Source organism: Anaeromyxobacter terrae, assembly GCF_022690685.1.
GTDB classification, from domain to species: domain Bacteria; phylum Myxococcota; class Myxococcia; order Myxococcales; family Anaeromyxobacteraceae; genus Anaeromyxobacter; species Anaeromyxobacter terrae.
Map to the genome: position 1 here is coordinate 136,760 of NZ_JALCYY010000005.1, position 15,924 is coordinate 152,683.

Annotated in this window: 14 protein-coding genes and 1 pseudogene; 4 read left to right on the plus strand and 11 right to left on the minus strand. The window is 74.2% G+C overall.

Annotation, left to right across the window (positions count from 1 at the left end):
* Positions 1 to 40: 40 nt before the first annotated feature.
* From MNY62_RS03775 to MNY62_RS03800, 6 genes are all read right to left on the minus strand, one after another.
* Positions 41 to 475, minus strand: coding sequence for a response regulator (locus tag MNY62_RS03775; protein ID WP_242342764.1), 435 nt, complete (start codon positions 473 to 475; stop codon positions 41 to 43).
* Positions 472 to 1,662 carry a sigma-54-dependent transcriptional regulator family protein gene (locus MNY62_RS03780; protein WP_242342765.1) on the minus strand — a complete coding sequence of 397 codons (1,191 nt, stop codon included), beginning with the start codon at positions 1,660 to 1,662 and terminating at the stop codon, positions 472 to 474. Before MNY62_RS03780 ends, MNY62_RS03775 begins: the two co-directional genes overlap by 4 nt.
* Positions 1,663 to 1,803: 141 nt before the next feature.
* Positions 1,804 to 2,511: a head GIN domain-containing protein gene (locus MNY62_RS03785; protein WP_242342766.1), complete on the minus strand. Its 708-nt coding sequence runs from the start codon at positions 2,509 to 2,511 to the stop codon at positions 1,804 to 1,806.
* A gap of 116 nt (positions 2,512 to 2,627) precedes the next feature.
* A complete protein-coding gene (locus MNY62_RS03790) occupies positions 2,628 to 3,392 on the minus strand; it encodes a slipin family protein (RefSeq protein ID WP_242342767.1) in 765 nt (254 codons plus the stop codon).
* Positions 3,393 to 3,446: 54 nt separating this feature from the next.
* Entirely contained in the window at positions 3,447 to 4,817 is a 1,371-nt protein-coding gene (locus tag MNY62_RS03795) for an NfeD family protein (protein WP_242342768.1), read from the minus strand.
* Between the two features lie 2 nt (positions 4,818 to 4,819).
* Positions 4,820 to 5,629: a uracil-DNA glycosylase gene (locus tag MNY62_RS03800; RefSeq protein ID WP_242342769.1), complete on the minus strand. Its 810-nt coding sequence runs from the start codon at positions 5,627 to 5,629 to the stop codon at positions 4,820 to 4,822.
* A gap of 75 nt (positions 5,630 to 5,704) precedes the next feature.
* Here MNY62_RS03800 and MNY62_RS03805 point away from each other — a divergent pair, with 75 nt between their 5' ends.
* The gene (locus MNY62_RS03805) at positions 5,705 to 6,649 is read left to right on the plus strand and encodes a zinc dependent phospholipase C family protein (RefSeq protein ID WP_242342770.1); all 945 of its coding nucleotides are present in this window, start codon (positions 5,705 to 5,707) and stop codon (positions 6,647 to 6,649) included.
* A gap of 15 nt (positions 6,650 to 6,664) precedes the next feature.
* Here MNY62_RS03805 and MNY62_RS03810 read toward each other — a convergent pair whose 3' ends face one another.
* The 4 genes from MNY62_RS03810 to coaBC form a co-directional block, all read right to left on the minus strand.
* Entirely contained in the window at positions 6,665 to 9,874 is a 3,210-nt protein-coding gene (locus MNY62_RS03810; protein WP_242342771.1) for an ATP-binding protein, read from the minus strand.
* On the minus strand, positions 9,867 to 10,121 hold the full coding sequence (locus MNY62_RS03815; RefSeq protein WP_242342772.1) for a hypothetical protein: 255 nt from the start codon (positions 10,119 to 10,121) through the stop codon (positions 9,867 to 9,869). The genes MNY62_RS03810 and MNY62_RS03815 overlap by 8 nt, the downstream gene beginning before the upstream one ends.
* Positions 10,118 to 10,501 (minus strand): response regulator, encoded by a 384-nt coding sequence (locus tag MNY62_RS03820; RefSeq protein ID WP_242342773.1) that lies wholly within the window; start codon positions 10,499 to 10,501, stop codon positions 10,118 to 10,120. Before MNY62_RS03820 ends, MNY62_RS03815 begins: the two co-directional genes overlap by 4 nt.
* Before the next feature lie 144 nt (positions 10,502 to 10,645).
* Positions 10,646 to 11,869, minus strand: a complete 1,224-nt coding sequence (coaBC, locus tag MNY62_RS03825; protein ID WP_242342774.1) for a bifunctional phosphopantothenoylcysteine decarboxylase/phosphopantothenate--cysteine ligase CoaBC — start codon at positions 11,867 to 11,869, stop codon at positions 10,646 to 10,648.
* Positions 11,870 to 11,913: 44 nt separating this feature from the next.
* Between coaBC and MNY62_RS03830 the strand changes: the two genes are divergently transcribed.
* Positions 11,914 to 12,894, plus strand: coding sequence for a CPBP family intramembrane glutamic endopeptidase (locus MNY62_RS03830; RefSeq protein WP_242342775.1), 981 nt, complete (start codon positions 11,914 to 11,916; stop codon positions 12,892 to 12,894).
* Positions 12,895 to 12,919: 25 nt separating this feature from the next.
* Here the strand turns inward: MNY62_RS03830 and MNY62_RS03835 are convergent, their stop codons facing one another.
* Positions 12,920 to 13,465 carry a hypothetical protein gene (locus MNY62_RS03835; RefSeq protein WP_242342776.1) on the minus strand — a complete coding sequence of 182 codons (546 nt, stop codon included), beginning with the start codon at positions 13,463 to 13,465 and terminating at the stop codon, positions 12,920 to 12,922.
* 195 nt (positions 13,466 to 13,660) lie between these two features.
* Here MNY62_RS03835 and MNY62_RS03840 point away from each other — a divergent pair, with 195 nt between their 5' ends.
* Positions 13,661 to 15,220 (plus strand): hybrid sensor histidine kinase/response regulator, encoded by a 1,560-nt coding sequence (locus tag MNY62_RS03840; RefSeq protein WP_242342777.1) that lies wholly within the window; start codon positions 13,661 to 13,663, stop codon positions 15,218 to 15,220.
* Between the two features lie 454 nt (positions 15,221 to 15,674).
* Positions 15,675 to 15,924: pseudogene (locus MNY62_RS03845) on the plus strand (HNH endonuclease); the annotation flags it as partial.

The following is a 15,924-nucleotide window of genomic DNA, read 5'->3' on the forward strand; positions in this document are numbered from 1 at the left end:
CGCGCTCGCGCCGGCCGGTCACGCTCTGCGAACCCGGTCGCTACTCGCCCGGCTCGCCGCCGCGAAGCGCCAGCTCGAGCGTCCCGAGCAGGTCGTCGAGCGAGAACGGCTTCCCCACGTGATGACGGAAGCCGTGATGTGCCGCCAGGTCCGCGACGTGCTTCGACGCGGTCATGAGCACCGCCGGGAGCCGGGAAGGGCTCCTGCCCCGCATCTGCTCGAACACCTCGCCACCGTTCAGGCCGGGCATCCGGTAGTCAACCAGCAGGACGAACTCGTCGAGGGCTCGGGCGAGCGCGAGCGCTTCCTCACCGTCGTGAGCGGTCGTGACCTCCCATCCCTCGTCCCTCAGCACCTCGGCGACGCTCGCGCGGAAGTCGTCGTCGTCGTCGACGAGCAGGACGCGCCTCTGGAGGGCGGTCCGCTCGGCGTCGCGACCGGAGCTCGGCCCCGGCCCGCTGCGCTCGCGCGTCAAGGCGCCGCCTCGTAGGCGAGCTGCGCTGCGAGCGGGCCTGCCGGCGCGACCCCCGGCGCCGGGCTCGCCGACACGCTGACGACGGCGCGCCGCTCGCGTCGAGCCAGGCGGATCGCGATCTCCACGCTCCCCCCTTCGCCGGCGTTCTCGAGCGCGGACACGATCGCCCCGAAGATCTCGCGCGACGCCGCGCGCGCGTCCGCGACGACGCGCGCTTCCTCCAGCATGGACGCGACGAGCGCGACGCGTCGCGTCGCGGCGTCGGTCGCGAGCAGATCGACGATCTCCACGACGCGCTGATCGAGCCTGAACGGCTGACGCATGCCGAGCTCGTCCGAGGCGAGGTCGCGCCACAGCGCTGCGCGGTGCCTGAAACGCTCGATGGTGCGCTGCGCCTCGCGGACGAGCGCGAGCGTGTACTCGGACGCAGCGGGACCCCGTCTCGCTGCGGCCTCGAGCCGTACGCGCGCCGCCGCGTAGGTCTGGACGACGTCGTCTCGAAGCTTCGCCAGCGACGAGCCCGACCCGGACGCGAGCACCCGCTCGACGTCGCGCTCGAGCCGGAGCCGCAGCAGCTCGGCCTCGATCCCGTTCGCCGCGCAGACCAGGATGTCGCGGAGGCGCTGGGAGGCTGCGGGGCGGCGCACGGACGTGCTGATCACGCCCACCGTCCGGCCTTGCGGATCGTGAATGGGAACGCCCTGGCACGTGAACGGATGGAACCCGCCGATGAAGTGCTCGGGCCCGACGAACTCGACGTAGCCCTGCTCTGCGAGCGGCGACCCGATCCCGTTCGCGCCAGCCGTCTCCTCGGCGAGCAGACACCCGGGACCGGGCACCGCCTCCGGCCCTCGGACGCTCGCCTCGTCGCCGACGACGTCGAGCACGACGCCGCGGCCGTCGCCCAGCATCGCGGCGTGGCGGTCGCTGGACGCCGCTCGGGACAGCGCCGCCATGAACGGTGTCGCCGCAGCGATGAACTCGCGCTGCTCGGCCAGCAGCCGCTCCGTATCCGAGACCGAGAGCGCCTCCGCCTTCAGGAGATGAGGGCTGGCGCCGAGATCGTGGCAGCGCGCCCACGCGTGGTACGTCGACCGCCTCAGAAGCCGTCGGGCGACCGCGCCTGTCGAGACGTACCGTCGCCATGCCTCGCGGGCCTCGTCGGCGTTGAAAGGTGAGCGCGCCATCCGCTGATGGGTAACTACTCCGTGCCTAGGGCGCTCGCAGGACCTCTTTTCGACTTCGCAGCGCACACCGCATCACCCAGCGCGCTCCCTGCCTGGGTCGTGGGCTCGGCCGAACGTCTGCGTCGCCGGCGAGAGCTCTCCTCATCGTCCGCGCGCGATGTCCCCGCTCCCCGCGGCCTTCGCCTCCTCCACGCGCCCCTCGCCGTGCCACGTCACGTCTCCAGAGCCGCTCGTGCGCGCGCGGAGGACTCCGCCACCCAGCGTCAGCTCCACGTCGCCCGACCCGGAAGTACGGACGTCGGCGTCCCGCGCGGTGAGCTCGCGCGCGCGGATCTCACCCGAGCCGGAGGTGCGTGCAACGAGCACCTCCGCCTTCCCGGCGAGGACGATCTCGCCCGAGCCCTTCGTCGTGACCTCGAGCCGCGCCGCCTCGCCTCGCCAGCGGATCTCTCCCGAGCCGAGGGTATCGAGCGCGAGGTCTCCCTTTCCGCCGTCGACGAGCGCGTCGCCCGAGCCGCGGGTCTCGATCGCCCGGAGCTCCGGGACGGTCACGATGACGCGCGCGTCGCGGGACGGCCGGACGTCGTCGGTGTCCACGACGAGGGTGCTGCCCTCGACGCGCGTGCGGACGCGAGGCTGGAGGTTCGAGTCGACCACCACCGACACGCCGCGCGGCGGGCCGACCTTCACCACGGCGTCGACGGCGCCGCGGAGCGAGATGCGATCGAAGGCGCCGACCTCCCGCTGCTCGGTGGTGACGTTCCCGTCACCCTCCAGGCGCCCGCGGGCGAGGGCAGGCGAGGCGGCGGAGAGGCTGGCGGCGGCGGCGAGGACGACGGCGAGGCGCATGGAGGCTCCCGATCCGGACGGAAAGCGGCCGAGGGATGCCCGGCCCGTGCGCCGGACACCCCCCGCCGGTCCTCTCTCCCCAGAGGGACGGATGGCTCTACGCGCGCGCCGCGGACTTATTTCGCGGCCGGGAGCCGGCCCATGTCGAGGAACGGCTTCACGAGGTCGATGGGGAGGGGGAACACCACCGTGGAGTTCTTCTCCGCCGCGATCTCGACGAGCGTCTGGAGGTAGCGGAGCTGCAGCGCGCCCGGCGAGCGGGCGATGACGTCGGCGGCCTGGCCGAGCTTCTCGGCGGCCTGGTACTCGCCCTCGGCCGCGATCACCTTCGAGCGCCGCTCGCGCTCCGCCTCGGCCTGCTTCGCCATCGCGCGCCGCATCTCGTCGGGCAGATCGACCTGCTTCACCTCGACTGCGGTGACCTTCACGCCCCACGGCTCGGTGTGCCGGTCGATGATCTCCTGGAGCTGGCGGTTGATCTTGTCGCGCTGGCTGAGGAGGTCGTCGAGCTCCACCTGGCCCAGCACCGAGCGGAGCGTCGTCTGGGCGAACTGGCTCGTCGCGAACAGGAAGTCCGTCACCTGGAGGAAGGCGCGGTCCGCCTGGAGCACGCGGAAGTAGATGACCGCGTTCACCTTCACGGAGACGTTGTCCCGCGTGATGACGTCCTGCGGCGGCACCTGCTCCGCGGTGATGCGCATGTCGATGATGATCATCCGGTCGATGAACGGGATGATCCACTTGAGCCCGGCGGTGCGGATCCCGGCGAACCGGCCGAGCCGCAGGATCACGCCCTGCTCGTACTCGTTGATGATCCGGATGCCGGACAGGAACCAGAGCAGGACGACGGCGATGGGGATGGCGATTCCGATGAGCGGCACGTCAGGACCTCCGGCGACGGTTCGTTGGCGCGGCTGCGTTGGAGCGTGGCCCTACTATCCCGCGGCGACGGCCTCGGCGACCACTTTCACGGTGAGACCGTCGACCGCGACGACGCGGACGCGCGCCCCCTTCGGGATCGGGAGCGCGCTGCGCGCCTGCCAGTACTCTCCGTGCACGAAGACCTCGCCCGCGGCCGGGCCGACGTCCGAGAGCGCCTCGCCCGCGGTGCCGACGAGGCCGGGCGCGCCGAGCTGCAGGGGGCGCCGGCGCGAGCCGGCGATCTTCCAGGCCATGAAGCCGAGCGCGAGCGCGACCACGATCGGCGTGGGCCAGACGATCCACGGGGAGATGGTGAGCGCGCCCGGGTCGAAGCGGTAATCCGGCGACGCCCGATCGACGAAGAAGAGCAGCCCGATCACGAGGCAGGCCGTCCCCGCGACGCCGGCGAGGCCGTGGGTCGTGACGTACGCCTCGACGACGAGGAGCGCGGCGCCGACGAGCAGGAGGATCACCGCGCCGGCGTTCACCGGGATGACGCGCATCCCCATGAACGCGAGGAAGAGCGCGAACGCGCCGGCGACGCCCGGCACGAGGGAGCCGGGGTGGTACAGCTCGAGGGCGATCCCGAGGGTCCCGACGAGCATGAGGATCGCGAGGACGTTCGGGTCGGCGAGGAAGGAGAGGACCTTCTGGCGGAGGGTCTTCTCGTAGGGCTCGAGCGCGGCGCCGCGGGTGCGCAGCGTGCTCTCCCCGGCGGCGGTCTTCACCTTGCGGCCGTCCGCGGCGTCGAGCACGAGCCGCAGGTCCGTCGCCGTGAAGTCGACGACGCGCTGCTTCACCGCGTCGGCGGAGGTGATGGCGACGCTCTCCCGGACCGCGCGCTCCGCCCAGTCGGCGTTCCGGCCGCGGGCGGCCGCGACGCTGCGGGCGAAGGCGGCGGTGTCGTTCTCCACCTTCTTCGCCATGTCCTTCCCGGCCTCCTCCGCGACGTCGCGGCCCGAGCCGGTCACCGGGTGGGCGGCGCCGATGTTGGAGGTGGGGTGCATCGCCGCGACGTCCGCGGCGAGCGTGAGGAACACGCCCGCCGAGCCGGCACGCGCGCCCGCGGGGCCGACCCACACGACCGTCGGCGTCGGCGAGGCGAGCATCGCCTGCACGATCTCGCGCGTCGCGTCGAGCGCGCCGCCCGGCGTGTCGAGCGTGATGGCGAGCGCCGCGTACCCGCCGTCGCGCGCCTTCGCGAGCCCGGCCTCGACGTACTCCGCGGTCCCGCCGGTGATCGGGCCGCGGATCTCGAGCGTGAGCACCCTCGGCGCGCCGGCGGCGGGCGGCGCGACCGGCGCGACCGGCGCGGCGAGCGCGAGCGCCGCCGCGATGGCGGCCACGGCCGCGAGGGTGAGGCGCGCTCTCGAGGGACGGCGCATGGCTACCTCCGCGGCGCGAGCCGCCCGAGCTCCTTCATGACGAGCTGCAGGTCCTCCCACGCCTTCTTCTTCTCCTCCGGGCTGCGGAGGAGGTAGGCGGGGTGGAAGGTGGGCATGAGCTTCACGCCGCCGTAGCTCGACCAGCGGCCGCGGAGCTTCGTGATCGGCGTCGGGTCGCGGAGCAGGGTCTGCGCCGCGAACTTGCCGAGCGCGACGATCACCTTCGGTGAGATGGCGGCGATCTGCTGGCGCAGGAACGGCTCGCACGCCTCGATCTCGTCCGGCTCCGGGTTGCGGTTCCCGGGCGGGCGGCACTTCACCACGTTCGCGATGTAGACGTCCTCGCGCCGGAAGCCCATCGCCTCGATCATCCGCGTGAGCAGCTGCCCCGCCTTGCCGACGAAGGGCTCCCCCTGCGCGTCCTCGTCTGCGCCCGGCCCCTCGCCGACGAACATCAGCTCGGCCCGCGGGTTCCCCACCCCGAACACGACGTGCGTCCGGCCTCCGGCGAGCTTGCAGCGCGTGCACTCGCCGAGATCCCGCCGGATCGCGAGCAGCGAGGGGCTGCCGCACCCCTTGCCGGTGAGGGAGTACGCGCCCGTGGAGGGCGCGGCCGGGCTCGCGGCCGGCGCGGGGAGCGGCTCTGCTCGAATCGCTCGCGGCGGGGCCGGCTCCACCGAGGAGGACGGCGGCGGGAGCACCGGCTCGGGGACCTCGGCCACCCCCGCGGAGCGCAGCCACGCGAGGTGGCGCAGCGCCTCCTCGGCGACCGCGGCGAGCTCCTCGCTCCCCTGCCCGACGTGCTTGCTCACGACCGCTCCACCCCACGAGAAATACGGATCCGCGCGTTGCGACGCGAAGGTCCCGAAACCTAGAATCCCGACCAGATGACCACGAAGCGCCTGCTCGCCATCCTGCCACTCGCCGCCGTCGCCCTGCTCGTACTCTTCCTACCGTCCGAGGCCCACGCGTGGGGCCCGCTCGCGCATCTCAGCTTCTCGGCGCAGGCCCTCGCGAGCCTCGGCGCGGCGCAGCCCTCGATGCGCGGCCTGCTCCAGGACTTCGGCCACGACTTCCTGTACGGGTCCCTCGCGGCGGACATCGTGGTCGGCAAGAACATGGCGAGGTACCTGTACCACTGTCACAACTGGCGCGTGGGCTTCAACGTCTTCAAGCAGGCGAAGCCCGGGGCGGAGCAGGCGTTCGCGCTCGGCTTCCTCGCCCACCTCTCCGCCGACACCGTCGCCCACAACTACTACGTCCCGTTCAAGACGGTCGCCTCGTTCCACAAGACGAACACGCGCCACGCCTACTGGGAGCTGCGCTACGACCAGGGCATGGACCGGGCGCTGTCGCGGCTCGCGCGGCAGGTCTCGACCCGCGCGCTGAGGGAGCACGACGCCTTCCTGGACCGGACGCTCGCCGGCGCGTCGGTGCTCCCCTTCGGCGTCTCGAAGCAGCTCTTCCGCTCGCTCCTGGCGAGCGCGCGCATGACCCGGTTTCACAACGTGTCGCGCTCGCTGCTCGCGCGAGAGCGGAACCTCGTGCTGGAGCCGGACCTCGTCACGGAGACGAACGGCCTCGCGCTCGAGGCGATCCTCGGCATGCTCGCCGAGGGCGAGCGCTGCGAGGCCGCTCGCGCGGACGCGACCGGCGCGCGCAACATCCGGCTCGCGACCGACATCCGCAAGCAGCTCAAGGAGCGCACCGCCCGCCGTCACGTCCTCCCGCGCGACGCCCACGAGATCGCGGCCGAGACGCGCGAGAGCTTCCGCGGCGCGATCAACGGCAAGCTCGTCCTGCCGCGCTCGCTGGCGAAGCTCTCGGCCTGATCCGGCCCCGCCTGCTCACGCAGGGGTCGGCGGCCTCCGCGGCAGCTCGATCGTGAACGTCGTCCCCCGCCCGGGCGCGCTCTCGAGCGTGACGCGGCCTCCGTGCGCCTCGACGATCTGCCGCACGATGAAGAGCCCCAGGCCGAAGCCGCTCACCTCGAGGTAGCGCGCCGCCCGCTCGAACGGCAGGAAGATGCGCTCCTGATCCTCCGGCGAGATGCCGGACCCCTCGTCGTGGACGGCGATGAGCGCGCGCCCGTCGTCGGCCCGCACGCTCACCTCCACGCGCCTCCCGGGGGCGTACTTCGCGGCGTTGAGCACGAGGTTCGTCACCACCTGCTCCACCCGCAGCCGGTCCCAGGTGCCGCGCACCTCCTCCGGGGCGTCCACGCGGACCGGGCAGCGCGCCTCGGCGAGCTCCACCGCGTGACGCTCGACGACCGCGCGCACGCTCGCCGCGACGTCCATCGGCTCGGGCCTGAGCTTCAGGCGGCGGGCGGAGATGCGGGACACGTCGAGCAGGTCGTCGACCAGCCCCACGATGCGGAGCACCTGCTCCTCGGCGCCGACGAAGAGCTGCAAGAGCTTCTCGCGCGGGACGCTGTTCAGCTCGCCCCGCGTGACGAGCCGCTCGATCGCCTGGATCCGGATCCGCAGCGGCGTGAGCGGCGTCTTGAGCTCGTGCGAGGCGACGGCGAGGAACTCGTCGCGGGCGCGCACCGCCGCCTCCGCGAGCTCGTAGAGGCGCGCGTTCTCGAGGGCGATGGCGAGGCGCCGCGCCACCTCCTCCGCGAGGGCGACGTCGTCCCCGCCGCCCCACCGCGGGCCGCCGAGGAGCGTGAGGGTGCCGAGGGCCTTCCGTCCGGCGAGCAGCGGGAGCGTGACCTCGCTGGCGCGTCCGAGCGCCGCCCGCAGCGGCTCGGGCCATCCGGGATCCGGCCCCTCGCTGCGCGCAACGGCCCGGCCGGTCGCGAGCGCGCGGGCGACGCTCGACACCTGCTCGAGTCGCCCGGCCGCGCCTTCCGCCGCCTCCCGCGCCGCCGCCTCGCGCGCCGGATCGGGGAGCGCCACCCACGCCCGCCCCGGTCGGCCGCCGGCAGGCGCGAGCCACAGCACCGCCGCCTCGGCGAGCTGCGGGACGGGCAGGCGCACCGCGGTGCGCGCCACGTCCTCGAGCGCGAGCGACGCGCCCAGCCGGCCGCTCACCTCCGCGAGCAGCCGCTGCGCCTCGGCCTCCTGCTGCAGGATGCGCTCGCGCTCGCGGTGATACTCCCGCTTGCGCTCGAGCTCGGCCGGGGAGACGTCCAGGGACGCGAGGATCTCCGCGTACGCCGCCGAGATCGCCCGGGACTCCTCCGGCAGGACGAGCGGGTTGCGCCGGAGCGCCGCGTGCGCGGCGGCGCTGCCGATCGCGGCCGCCAGCGTGGTCTCCACCTCCGCCTGAAGCTGTGCGAGCTGGATCGCCGAGAGGCCGCCGTCGCGCGGGGCGCCGGCGCGCGCGAGGCACTCGTCCGCGAGGCGAGCGCCGTCCTCCTCCCCGTGGTACCGCCCGAGGAGCCACGCCGCGGCGGCGCGCTTGTCCGCGACGCGCGCCACCCTCGGGCTCTCGTCGGGCCCGGCCGGCGCGAGCGGCGCCGCGCGGACGCCGACGATGCGCTCGATCCTCACGAGCTCATCGCGCGACGGCGGGAAGAGGAGCGACCCCGCCGCGAACGCGCCGCCGTTCAGGACGAGGGTCCACAGCACCGCGTGCGACACGGCGTCGAGGTGCACGTCGAGGAGCCCCTCGGGCCGGAGCGGCTCGATCCCGAGCGGGCCCAGGGAGAGGAGCGACTCCGGGAGCCAGCCGGAGCGGGCCAGGACCGGCACGACGAGCGTGTACGCCCACGCCGCGAACCCCAGGGACATGCCGGCGAGGGCGCCGGTGCGGCTCGCGCCGGGCCAGAAGAGGACGCCCACCACCGCGGGCGCGAGCTGGAGCACCGCCACGAAGGACACGAACCCGATCGACGCGAGCGAGAAGTGGGCGCCGAACGCGCGCTCGTACGCGAACGCGGTCCCCAGGATCGCGGCGGCGCTGACCCACCGCACCGGGCGCAGGCGGCGGCGGAGCCCGGCGAGCGGCGGGAAGCGCTCCGCGGCGGGCACGACCACGTCGTTCGAGATCATCGTGGCGAGCGCGGTGGTCTCGACGATGATCATCCCGGTGCCGGCCGAGAACCCGCCGAGGAACACGAGCCACGAGAGCGCGTTCCGGCCCTCCTCGAGCGGCAGCGAGAGGACGAACGCGTCCGCCTGGGCGGCGGGGAGGCCGAGGAGGAGCCCCCCGAGCGCGATCGGCAGGACGAACACGTTCATCGCGAGCAGGTACGCGGGGAAGAGCCACATCGCGGTGCGCACGTGGCGCTCGTCGGGGGCCTCCACCACCGCGACGTGGAACTGGCGGGGCAGGAGGAGGACCGCGACCCCCGAGACGAGAATGTGCAGGAGCCACGTCACGACGCCGCGCCCCCCGAGGAGCTCCGGCACCGGCGGCGCCGGAGCCGCCGCCGCGCGACGGAACACGTCGAGGAGGCCGTCGTAGCGGCCGTAGGACACGTAGACCCCCGCGGCGACGAAGGCCACGAGCTTCACCACCGACTCCGCCGCGAGCGCGACCATCAGGCCCGGGTGGCGCTCGGTCGGGCGCACGCGCCGGAGGCCGAACAGCACGGTGAAGAGCACCAGGACCGCGACGAGCGGAGGACCGACGCGGTCCCCCACCCGCGGATACGCGAGCGCGCCCGTCCCGCCGGCCACGAGGCCGAGCGTCGCCGACAAGGTCTTGAGCTGGAGCGCGAGGTACGGCACGAGGCCGACCACGAGGAGGGCGGTGGCGAGCAGGGAGACCCCGTGCGACCGCTCGTAGCGGAGCGCGAGGAGGTCGGGGAGCCCCGTCACGCGGTACTCCGCCTTGATCCGGATGAGCTTGCGGAGCGTCCACCACCACCCGATCGCGCACAGCGTCGGGCCGAGGTACACGGTGAGGAAGAGGACCCCGTTCCGCGCGGCGAGCCCGACGCTGCCGTAGTACGTCCAGGCGGTCGCGTACACTCCGAGCGAGAGCGCGTAGACGAGCGGGGTCGATGCCACCCGGCGACCGCGCCGCTCCGCCCAGGCCGCGATCGCGAAGAGGACGCCGACGTACGCGCCGACGATCGCGGCCGCGGCCCCGAGGTCACCCACGGCGCTCGTCCTCGTCGCCGCCGGCGTCCGGCTCCCCGCGCGAGAGCGCCCGCGCCATGGCGGCGAGCCCGAGCACGACGAGGCCCCACGCGACGACCAGGTGCACGAAGGCGGGCACGAGCTGGAGCGCGGGCGCCCGCACGAACGGCCAGGTGAACACGAGCACGCCCGCGACGAGGAACGCCACCGCGAACGCCCGCTGCCGCAGCACGCGCCGTAGCCGGGCACCCTCCGGTTCGTGCCTCATGGCCGCACCGCGACCCGGCTCCCGCACCTCCCCGCCACGACCGCGAGGACGTCCGAGAGGCTCACCGGCTTGTGGAGCACCCCGTCCGCCTGCGCGAGGGCCCCGTCCGCCGGGGACGCGAACGCCGTGACGAGGACCACCGGCAGCCGCTGCAGCCGCTCGTCTGCGCGGATCCGGGCGAGCAACGACGCGCCGTCGAGCACGGGCATCGCGAGATCGAGCAGGACGAGCGCGGGCCGGACCCCGCCATCGAGGAGCGACCAGGCCTCGCCGCCGTCGCGCGCCAGCGTGACCGCGTACCCCTCGAGCTCCAGCGCGAGGGCGAGGATCTCCCGGATCTCCGCGTCGTCGTCGACGACGAGAATGTCGAGGGTGTCCATGGGCGCGGACCGGTGACGCGATCGCCATCGTGATCCGCGCGCTCGACGCCTCGGCAAGGGCCACCCGGGCCGGCGCTCGCCGCCTGCCTCGTCCGGCTGGCGCCCGCCGGAGCCCGCGCGAGAGGCGCAGGGGCCGCCGGCGCGTCACCCGTCTCGCGGCCGGCGCGTCTCGAGCACCGGCAGGATCCAGTCGAGGATCGCCTCGGCGACCTGCTCCTTCGTCCCCTCGATCTCGGCGAGCTCGTCCGAGGAGACGAGGGCGACCCGGTTCGTGTCCGAGGCGAAGCCCGCGCCGGGCGCGCCCACCTTGTTCGCCACGACGAGATCGCAGCGCTTCGCCTTCAGCTTCTCGCGCGCGTTGGCGATGACCTCCTCGGTCTCCGCCGCGAACCCGACCAGCACCGGCGCGTCCGGGCGCCCCGCGAGCCGCGCGCCGAGCCCGGCGAGGATGTCCGGCGTGCGCGCGAGGACGAGCGTCTCCTCGCCCGGGGTCTTCTTCCGCTTCTGCGGCGCGACCTCGCGCGGCCGGTAGTCGGACACCGCCGCCGCGCCGACGAAGAGATCCATGCCGGCGGCCGCCGCCGCGTCCACCGCCCGCGCCATCTCCTCCGCGGTCTCGACGCGCACCACCCGCGCGCCGGCGGGATCGGCGAGCGCGGTGGGCCCCGAGACGAGCGTCACGTCCGCGCCGCGGCGCGCCGCCCGCGCCGCGACCGCATAGCCCATCTTCCCGGTCGAGGGGTTCGAGATGAAGCGCACCGGGTCGATGGGCTCGCGCGTCGGACCCGCGGTGACGACCACGCGTCGCCCGGAGAGGTCCTGCCGGCCGAGGAGCCGGGCCGCCGCGAGCGCGATCTGCGCCGGATCGGCGAGGCGCCCCTCCCCCACGTCGCCGTCGGCGAGCTCCCCCGCCTCCGGGCCGACGACGTGCATCCCGCGCGCGCGGAGCGCCGCGACGTTCTCCTGCACCGCCGCGTTCGCCCACATCCGCGTGTTCATCGCCGGCGCCACGAGCACCGGGCACGTCATCGCGAGGAGCGTGGTCGTGACGCCGTCGTCCCCCATCCCCGCCCGGATGCGCGCGATGAGATCCGCCGTCGCGGGCGCGACGATGGCCAGGTCCGCCGAGCGGGCGAGGCCGAGGTGGCCGTACGCGAGGTCGGTCGCGGGGTCGAGCAGGTCGACGAGGACGGGCGCGCCGGAGATCGCCTGGAAGGTGAGCGGCCCGACGAAGCGCGTCGCCGCGGGAGTCATCGCGACGCGCACCGTGCCGCCCCCCTTCACGACGAGGCGCGCCACCTCGCAGGCCTTGTACGCGGCGATGCCGCCGCCGACGCACAGGACGACCGTGCGGTTCCGGAAGTTCATGCGGGCCATTCTACCCTCGAAGCGCTTTGCGGCGGGGCCGCCCGATGCCATCCTGCGCGGGCGTGGATCCCCAGCCCGCCGCCGATCCGACGACCGCGCCCCCGCCGGCGAGGAAGAGCGCGCTCGCGTTCTTCGGGGTGCTGCTCGTGCTGTTCCTGCCGGGGCTCCTCGCCCAGGCGCTCCACGTCTTCGCCGGCCTCCTCTGGTCGGAGCTGTTCGTGTTCCTCCTGCCCGCGGTCGCGCTCACCGTGGGCTCCAACCTGCGCGCCGTGCCGTACCTGCGGCTCGGGCGCGTGCGTCCCGCCACGGTCGTGCTCGGCGCGCTCTGCGGCGCCGCCGGGACCCTCCTCGCCATGGCGGTCATGGCGGCCGCGCAGCGGGTGCTGCCGCGCTCCTGGCTCGAGACCTTCGACGTCGCGAAGCTCTTCGATCGCTCGCTCACCGAGCGGGTCCTCCTCGGCCTCATCGCGACGTTCGTCGCGCCCCCGTGCGAGGAGGTGGCCTTCCGCGGGTATCTCCAGACGACGCTGCTCGCGCGTCACGCGCCCGCCGTCGCGATCGCCGGCTCGAGCCTGCTCTTCGCGGTCATCCACCTCGACCCGGTCCGCTTCCCCGCCCTGCTCGTGCTCGGCGCGGTGTTCGGCTGGCTCGCGTGGCGCTCGGGGTCGCTGTGGCCCGCCATCGCCGCCCACGCCGCGAACAACGGCGTCGTCTCGCTGTTCGCGATCGCCGCGCCGCGCGGGGCGCCCGAGGTGGAGAACCCTCCCCTCCTCGCGCTGCTCGGCGCGCTCGTCCTCGGCGCCGGGGCGCTCGCGCCGCTCCTCGCCGCGTTCCGCTCGGTCGCCGAGGGGCCGCGCTCCCCGGACACCGCGCTCGTCCTGCGCGATCCCGCCGATCCCTCGACGCGGTTCCGCCCGGGGCGCGTGCCCACCTGGCTCCGCCTCACGCTGCTCCTCGGCGTCCAGATCCTGCTCGCGCTCGTCCTCGCCGTCCGCATGGGCGTCCTGCCCGGCGCGCGGCGTTGAGCTCGCCGGGAGGCCCCGCGGCCGCTCAGATCGAGCCGCGCGGCACCGGCCCCATCCCCTCGTCGTCCTGCGGCTTCCCGCACTCGGCCATGGTCTCCTCGACGAGCTGCGCGAGCCGCCCGCGCTTCTGCGCCTCGACGAGCGCGTCGAGCTCCTCGCGCCGCGCCTCGGGGTCGGCCCGTACGAGCGAGCGGTACGCCCGGAGCACGCTCTCGATGCCCGCCGTCTGGACCGCCACCCAGTCCTCCTTCGCGCGCGGATGCTCGATGAGGTAGGTCGCCATCCCGAAGATGGATTGGAGGTAAAGGGGACGCCCGTAAGGGCCGGAGTCCTCCACGAGGACGTCGAGCGGACCGGAGCAGCTCCGCACCTGGACGTCGGGGATCGCCACGATCCAGTCGAGGAGCCACCGGCGGGAGGCGTTCGCGTCGCGCGCGAGCGGGTCCTTCTCGAGCTTGCGCGTGGTCTGCACCGCGCGCCGGCGCTCCTCGGCGGTCGAGGGTCCGCGCGCGCCCGCGACGGCGGGGGCGAGGAGCGCGAGCGAGAGGGCGACGAGCAGCGAGCGGATCACGGGGACCTCCGTAGCAGAGCAGACGGATCCGAGCATGGGCCGCGCCACGCGTCGAGCGCGACCGCACCGTCTCCTCCTTGGGGCGGAACCTCGGTAGGCCCCTCGACAACGCGGTGCGGGTAAGAGAGCTATCGACCCACGGCGGCGGCGTGCGGGCGCCCTCAGGGGCGGCGGAGGCGGGGACCGGAGGCATCGATGGGGAACGAAGGTTCGCAGCTCGAAGACCGGGTCCTCCTGCTCATGCCCACCGCCCAAGGCGCCGACCTCGCCGGGCCGGCGCTCCGCCGCGCAGGGCTCACCGTCGTGTCCCTCCCCGACGCGACGGCGCTCGCCGGCGAGCTGGGCCGCGGCGCGGCGGCGGTGGTGGTCGAGTCGGAGGCCCTCGGACCGGACGCCCTCACCGAGCTCTCCGGGGCGCTCGGGCTGCAGGAGGCGTGGTCGGATCTGCCGGTGATCGTCCTCTGCCCCGCCGGGCTCCGCCTCCCTGCCGCGTCGCCCGCGCCGGAGACGCTCGAGGCGCTCGGCAACGTGACGCTCGTCGAGCGCCCCGCGCAGGTCCTCACGCTCGTCGGCGCGGTGAAGATCGCGGTCCGCAACCGCCGCCGCCAGTACGCGGCGCGCGACCTCATGCGCCAGCTCGGGCGCGCGGTGGACGCCCGCGACGAGTTCCTCGCGATGCTCGGCCACGAGCTGCGCAACCCGCTCGGCGCGATCCTCCTCGCGCTGCCGCTCGTCCGTGCCTCCGACGACGAGCGCCCTCGCGGGATCATCGATCGCCAGGCGCGCCGGCTCGCGCGACTCGTCGACGACCTCCTCGAGGTCTCGCGCGTGACCCGCGGGCAGATCACGCTTCGGCGCGAGGTCGTCGACCTGAACGAGATCGTCGGCGAGGCGGTGGCCGGGCTCGCCGAGGCCGCACGGCTCCAGGGGCTCGATCTCGCCGTGTCCCTCTGGCGCGAGCGCGTCCCCGTCCACGCCGACCCGGTCCGCGTCGAGCAGATCGTCGCGAACCTCCTCGCGAACGCCCTCAAGTACACGCCCTCGGGCGGGCGCGTCACCGTCCTCGTCGCCCGGCGCAACGAGAAGGCGTCCATCCGGGTCTGCGACGACGGCATCGGCATCCCCGGCGAGATGATCTCCCGGATCTTCGAGCCGTTCACCCAGGCCGCGACGACCATCGACCGCGCCCAGGGCGGCCTCGGCCTCGGCCTCGCGCTCGTGAAGCGGCTCGTCGATCAGCACGGCGGGATCGTCGAGGCGCGGAGCCCCGGGCCGGGCCTCGGCAGCGAGTTCGAGGTCTCCCTGCCGATCGCGGCGGTCACCGAGGTCGGGGAACGGCCGCTGCCCCTCCAGGAGCCGCGCGCGGGCAAGCTCCGCGTCCTCGTCGTCGAGGACAACGAGGACAACCGCGACGCGCTGCGGCTGCTCGTCGAGCACCTCGGGCACGAGGTCGACGCGGTCGAGGACGGGCTGCGCGGGGTCGCGCGCGCCCTCTCGGATCATCCCGACGTGATGCTCGTGGACATCGGCCTCCCGGGGCTCGACGGGTACGAGGTCGCGCGGCGCGTCCGGGGCGCGCTCGGGCAGGGCGTGAAGCTGGTCGCGGTGACGGGCTACGGGCAGCCGGAGGACCGGCGCCGCGCCATCGCCGCGGGCTTCGACCAGCACCTCACGAAGCCCGTGGACTACGACACGCTCTTCAGGCTGTTCAAGCCGGGCGCGTGGTCGTCGCCGATCGGCGCCGCCGCGGGCTGAGCCGCCGCGCCCCGGCCCACCGCCGTCCATGTCGGGTGCGGGGCCGCGCTGCCGGGCCTACACGACCGAGCATGATTCGGAAACAGTCAACGAGCGAAGCGAGCCCGCCGGGACGACACCGCGATAGCGGCGGCGCCGCCCGCGGTGGCGCAAGGGACGCGGCGAAGGGGTGGGGGCGCAGACCTCAGGATTCATCACATCAAGGCCGACCGCCCGGAGGGCCGTACGCCGATCGACGGGCGTATGGATGCGCACATCGGACTCGGGCATCGACGAGTTCGAGGCGGCGCGACAGAGCCACTCACGCGCGCGCACCTGGGCCTGGCGCGCGCGTTCGACCGCGGCAGGGGGTTGCCGAGGGGAGGCCGAAGATGGCCGCGCTGGCGCGAGCCTGGAGCGCCTCCGGAGCTCCCGAAGACGCATGTTACGAAGGGTGCATCTGGAGGTGCACTCCATGTCTTCGCTCGCCCCCGCTTCCCTCGACTCGAGCGTCCTCGCCGTTCGCCTGCGCGACCTCGCCGGAGAGGAACGAAACGTCCAGGTGGACTTCCTCCTTCACCTCGACGAGTTCGAACGACGGCGCGCCTTCGTCGAGGCGGGGCATGCCTCGCTCTGGGCCTATTGCCTGAAGGTCCTCCACCTCCGGGAGGGGGCCGCCGGCCGGCGCATCCAGGCCATGCGCGTGCTGCGCCGGTTCCCGAGCC

Excerpts from the sequence above, each read along its gene's own strand:
- MNY62_RS03780 (WP_242342765.1), bottom strand. The coding sequence starts at position 1,662 with ATGGCGCGCTCACCTTTCAACGCCGACGAGGCCCGCGAGGCATGGCGA.
- MNY62_RS03785 (WP_242342766.1), bottom strand. The coding sequence starts at position 2,511 with ATGCGCCTCGCCGTCGTCCTCGCCGCCGCCGCCAGCCTCTCCGCCGCC.
- MNY62_RS03795 (WP_242342768.1), bottom strand. The coding sequence starts at position 4,817 with ATGCGCCGTCCCTCGAGAGCGCGCCTCACCCTCGCGGCCGTGGCCGCC.
- MNY62_RS03805 (WP_242342770.1), top strand. The coding sequence starts at position 5,705 with ATGACCACGAAGCGCCTGCTCGCCATCCTGCCACTCGCCGCCGTCGCC.
- MNY62_RS03815 (WP_242342772.1), bottom strand. The coding sequence starts at position 10,121 with ATGAGGCACGAACCGGAGGGTGCCCGGCTACGGCGCGTGCTGCGGCAG.
- MNY62_RS03820 (WP_242342773.1), bottom strand. The coding sequence starts at position 10,501 with ATGGACACCCTCGACATTCTCGTCGTCGACGACGACGCGGAGATCCGG.
- coaBC (WP_242342774.1), bottom strand. The coding sequence starts at position 11,869 with ATGAACTTCCGGAACCGCACGGTCGTCCTGTGCGTCGGCGGCGGCATC.
- MNY62_RS03830 (WP_242342775.1), top strand. The coding sequence starts at position 11,914 with ATGCCATCCTGCGCGGGCGTGGATCCCCAGCCCGCCGCCGATCCGACG.
- MNY62_RS03840 (WP_242342777.1), top strand. The coding sequence starts at position 13,661 with ATGGGGAACGAAGGTTCGCAGCTCGAAGACCGGGTCCTCCTGCTCATG.